Raw genomic sequence first — 4,715 nt, forward strand, 5'->3', positions numbered from 1 at the left:
GCCGGCGCGATTCAGTTCAGCCCGTGGAAGCAACATCACCTCGCCTGCTGCCGGGAAGCACCGGGGCGCGGCCGAACGTTAGCGCCGAACGCGCGCTCGGCCTGGCGACACGGCCTGCGCCTCGGCCTCCATTGCAGCACCTGCTGTGCCGGCTCGACTGCCATCCTCCTCGTGGTTGGGGTCATGGACCTGCGCGTGATGGCTGTCGTGACGGCAGCCATCACCGTCGAACGTCTCGCACCGGCGGGTGAGCGCTTCGCGCGGGGCATCGGAGCCGTTGCCGTCGGGGTGGGCTTGCTCCTCATCGCGCGAACATCCGGGCTCGCATGACGCAGAGCTGCGCACCTTACCTCGCGCGTAATTGAATCGCTGCATGGGATGGGTACCATGACCCCTATCGAATCGAGCTAGTCACACGCCCGGTCCACCCAGATAGCCGTCCGTCAATTTGGAGCAACACAATGCGAGCCTTTATTCAACGGCTTTTGTATCACCCCGTTATCGTTCGCTCTGCGATTTATCTCGCGGAGGTGATGTATCGATCAGACTGGAGTATCGGGAGCAGCCTGGTCGGCATCGCTGGCGGACTGCTGGTGCAGTGCTACAGGGTCCTGGGAAGAAACGAGGGACGCAGATGTTGTCCTATGGACGCTACGCCGCGAAGTGACCGAGCAATTGCGCGTGGTACTTTTCAGTCGCGTCATCCGCTGGAAACATGCTTTCGATGCGCAGTTCTTGCGCAGCGACCGTTTGTGGCGTCCCGATGGTGGTCACCATTGAAAAGTAGTTCAGGGTTTTATCATCCTTCAAGAAACTGAGCGGTATCACGGGCATCGCAGGGTTGACGGGAACGGCGCTCAGGACGATGGGCGATTTCCAGTCGGCCTTTGTACCGGGATAAGCCAATAGCGCAGACAGGAGTTCCTGAGTCTTGTCGTCGATCACGCGCCCGACCGATTCCTTATAAACGCGCTGGATCAGGCTCTTCGCGACGTCCTCCCAATTCTTGATGAACGGCCGCATGCCCTCCGGATCGAACATTAGATGTAAGAGGTTGCGTGGCTCTTTACGCGCAGACATATCGATAAAGCAGTTAAAGAAGCGCGGCGCAAAATCATTGGCCATCAGCACATTCCAGTAGCGATCCATGACGACTGCGGGGTAAGGTTCGTGCTGGCGCAACATGCGCCCTATCGCACTCATCACACTCTGCATTTCCGGTGCGTTCCACGTATCTTCGGGATACATCGGTGCATAACCTGCGGCCAGTAGCAACGTGTTGCGCTCACGTAGCGGGACGTCCAGCGCTTGAGCGATATTCATGAGCATCTGCCGGCTCGGCGCGCTCCGCCCACCTTCGACAAAGCTGATGTGCCGTTGAGACACACCCGAGTCGAGGGACAAATCCAGCTGACTTTTATCGCGCACGGCGCGCCAATGGCGCAACAACGCGCCGAGTTCAGTTCCGGGCGCGTTTGCTGGGGTGCCTGTTGAATTCATACGGTTCAGCCTCGAATAAATTACCCATAATCTACTCGATCGGCGGCCACGGGTAAGCGAAGCCGCCGCGCTGTGACCGATAGGCGGCAACCGAGAGAGGCTCATCGGAAGGTGAAGGAGGCCCGGAGAGACCTTACTGCATGCATTCAGGCTTCCCAGGCATACTCGCGGAACATCGGCTCCAGCGGAGGATTGGTGACGCCGCCAGTGTAGTTTGTGATGGTCGACGCAGCGACTACCAGGATGACTTCAAGCACTTTGTCCTGACCGAATCCTGCCTCCGTGAACATGGCGACATCGTGATCATCAAGACGACCGCGCTTTTTCGATCAACGTCCTGGCTAGCTTCGAGAGGGCTGCGTGCTTGCCATCCTTTGGCGCACGCCCCTCGCGGATAGCCTGGACATCCGCCGGATCGAGGTCTTCCTTAAGGGCGAGCGCGGTGTGAAACGCAACCGCCCCGGGGACAGGCATTGGTCACGGCGTTCGTCAGGAGCAACGTCTGGATTTGCGCGTCCGTGAAGCTACCGGAGTGGACGTGTTGAAACACACCGATAAACCCGTTGATCAGCACGGGCGACTCGGCCATCGTTGCCGCGACGTTGGGGATCATGCCGAACGCCTGCTGCAGTTGTTGAGGCACGGGCCTGGATTGTTCCGGCGCCGAGTCAGGGGTGTGAATGGGATACGTAGACATGGTTGTCCTCAGAAGTTAATCGCGCACGTCAGTGTTGATCGCACGACAACCAGACGATATTGATGGACGCCCTATGTGCCAATTACGTCGAAATATCGGTTTTCGCTGAATATGCCAGTGTCAATCAATTCGTATTCCAAATCATTTCTACCGCGCCGCCTGTTCGTTTCGATGAGGTCGTTGTACGAGTAGGCGTTCTGCGGATATTTGTACAAATACTTCATTAATGAGTGGGTCGGCGTGCTGTCGAGATAAAAGTAGTATTCCTTGACGTCTTCACCATGATTTCCCTCTGCATTGGTCAGACCAAAGAGACGCTCTTTCAGTATCGGGTCTTTGCCGCTCCACAAGGCTAGAGCGAAACACAATCGCTGCTTGTCGTCGCTGAAACCGGCAAGCCCGTCCTCACCCCAGTGATAGGCTCGCGACCGCGCTTGATCGTGGGTGAAGTAGTTCCATGCGTCTCCGTTCTCGCTATAGTCCTCGCGGACAGTGCCCCACTGGCGTTCGCTGAGATAGGGTCCCCATTGCTTCCACGGCACCGCCTGCTCTCGCGCTTCGTCAAGACGCCGTTCCTCCGTCGTCCTGGCACGTTCGGCGCTCGTGTTCTTGACCATGATTTTCTCGTCAGGTGAGGCTCACGAACTGACAGCCGCTGGTGAGCCGCCGCTGTGATGGCGGACGTGCGCCGGCTCACTCGTATGCTTCGAACGTTTTGAGAATTTTCGTCGACACGATTTCGATGCGTCCGTAGCGTAGCGCCACCGCGCCGCGCGCGGCCATCTCCTTCAACTCCAGGGCGAGGGTTTGGCGCGTAATGCCGAGCATCATCGCTAGAACGTCTTGAGAGACCGCGATATCGGCCCGGCTATCCACCGCCATCGTCAGATCTCCATAGGCGAGGCGCAGGAGCCGGCGCGCCACGCGTGCGCGCGTCGAATGCAGGGTAGCGTCCTCGATCATCTGATACAGCAGGTTAGTGTGTATCGACTCCAGGACGGCGATCGCCCTCACGAACGTGTAGCGTTGCATCAGGATTTCGAAAACCGCTGCCTTGATCGTCAGCACCTCCGCTGGCTCCAACGCCGTAATGTCGTGGGAGCGGCGTAGCCCGTTGAGAAGTGACGCTTGCCCAAACCAGTTTCCGGGCTCCAGGAGCACAAGGATTGCTTCCTTGCCGTCCTCTCGCAACGTCGACGCTTTCAATCTGCCATTCACCAATCCGCAAAAGGCAGTCGGCGCGTCGCCCCGTCGAAAGAGACGTTCACCCGGTGAAAGGCGAACGAGTTCACTCTCCGAAAGCATGGTCTGCTGCTCTGACAATGGCAGCGAAGCAAACCACGGATTGACGGACATCTGTTCGAGGAGTCCGGCGGCGGAAGCCATATTGAAGACGAAGTGGGAAGACAGGGAGCGGAAAAAAATCTGCCAATTGCAAGGAATCTTGCAGTCTCACGATAGATGCCTTCGTACGATCAGGTCAATACGGAAAACTAGGTACGGAACACCAGGTGGACAACGCCCTAGGATAAACCATTAGATTGCAAGTTCTCTGGCAGTTGGCCAACGGGCCTCTTCCTACACTACGCCTGCGATACGTCAGAGCTGCTGACGCGTTCCTCTCGATGTATCGGTTCGAGACGACGTAACGCGCTGTCGGGCAATGGCTCGGCGCGTGGCCGGTCCGATCCGAACATTGAGAACGGCATGCCGGTAGTGGTCGCTGTTAGAACCATTATCGACGGCCTTGTCCCGACGCCTGCGAGAGATTCCCGTCGCCTGATTCCGTCGCCGCAGCGCGATAACGAGGAATTTGAACACCGCCATCAATACGCATAACGCCGGAGACAGACTATGGATTCAAGAACGTGTGGTATTTCCCAGAACGGCTTAGCCGATGTAGACCTGTACCTTGATACCGACAACATCTCCAATGCAAACGGGGAGAGGGCCGTGAATCATCAACGTGTCGACTCTTCCCCGCGTGCCGCCATTCCCGACGCGTTCCGCGAAGCTGTCTACCGTAAGGTCGCGTGGCGACTATTGCCACTTCTATTCGCGTGCTACGTCCTGAACTATCTCGACCGCATCAACATTAGCTACGCGCAACTGCAAATGCGTACGGAGCTCGGCTTCAGCGATATCGTGTACGGACTCGGTGCCAGCATGTTCTTTGCCGGGTATGTACTTTTCGAAATTCCGAGCAATATGCTGCTTCAAAAGATTGGCGCACGCAAGACCCTGTTGCGGATCATGCTTCTTTGGGGACTGGCTTCGGCGTCCACCCTATTTGTTCGTACGCCAAACCAGTTCTACATTGCCCGCTTCCTGTTGGGTGTATTCGAGGCGGGACTTTTCCCCGGCATCATTCTGTACCTGACGCTCTGGTTCCCGCCCGAGCGACGGGCGCGCGTGGTAAGCCTCTTCATGACAGCGACCGTCGTGTCAGGCATGATTTCCGGACCCTCCTCGGGGTGGATCTTGCACAACCTGAACGGTTTTCACGGCCTGATGGGCT

Annotated in this window: 4 protein-coding genes and 2 pseudogenes; 2 read left to right on the forward strand and 4 right to left on the reverse strand. The window is 57.6% G+C overall.

What is annotated here, in order from left to right; all coding sequences use genetic code 11:
• On the forward strand, positions 1-330 hold a 330-nt coding region (locus WCA53_RS19895; protein WP_423914590.1), incomplete at its 5' end, for a DUF2182 domain-containing protein.
• A 321-nt stretch (positions 331-651) separates the two neighbouring features.
• Here the strand turns inward: WCA53_RS19895 and WCA53_RS19900 are convergent.
• The 4 genes and pseudogenes from WCA53_RS19900 to WCA53_RS19915 all read right to left on the reverse strand — a co-directional run bounded on the left by WCA53_RS19900 (position 652) and on the right by WCA53_RS19915 (position 3,583).
• On the reverse strand, positions 652-1,500 hold the full coding sequence (locus tag WCA53_RS19900; RefSeq protein ID WP_423914593.1) for a helix-turn-helix domain-containing protein: 849 nt from the start codon (positions 1,498-1,500) through the stop codon (positions 652-654).
• 146 nt (positions 1,501-1,646) lie between these two features.
• Positions 1,647-2,197 (reverse strand): annotated as a pseudogene (locus tag WCA53_RS19905) (carboxymuconolactone decarboxylase family protein).
• An 83-nt stretch (positions 2,198-2,280) separates the two neighbouring features.
• A pseudogene (locus tag WCA53_RS19910) lies at positions 2,281-2,814 on the reverse strand (MGH1-like glycoside hydrolase domain-containing protein); the annotation flags it as partial.
• 76 nt (positions 2,815-2,890) lie between these two features.
• Positions 2,891-3,583, reverse strand: coding sequence for a Crp/Fnr family transcriptional regulator (locus tag WCA53_RS19915; RefSeq protein WP_423914596.1), 693 nt, complete (start codon positions 3,581-3,583; stop codon positions 2,891-2,893).
• A gap of 468 nt (positions 3,584-4,051) precedes the next feature.
• Between WCA53_RS19915 and WCA53_RS19920 the strand changes: the two genes are divergently transcribed.
• A partial coding sequence (locus WCA53_RS19920) for an MFS transporter (protein ID WP_423914601.1) occupies positions 4,052-4,715 on the forward strand: 664 nt, incomplete at its 3' end.

It is taken from the genome of Caballeronia sp., assembly GCF_049581465.1.
In the GTDB taxonomy this organism is placed as follows: domain Bacteria; phylum Pseudomonadota; class Gammaproteobacteria; order Burkholderiales; family Burkholderiaceae; genus Caballeronia.

What these genes read in the sequence shown, in the direction of transcription:
- WCA53_RS19900 (WP_423914593.1), bottom strand. Translation starts at nt 1,500, where the DNA reads ATGAATTCAACAGGCACCCCAGCAAACGCGCCCGGAACTGAACTCGGC.
- WCA53_RS19915 (WP_423914596.1), bottom strand. Translation starts at nt 3,583, where the DNA reads ATGGCTTCCGCCGCCGGACTCCTCGAACAGATGTCCGTCAATCCGTGG.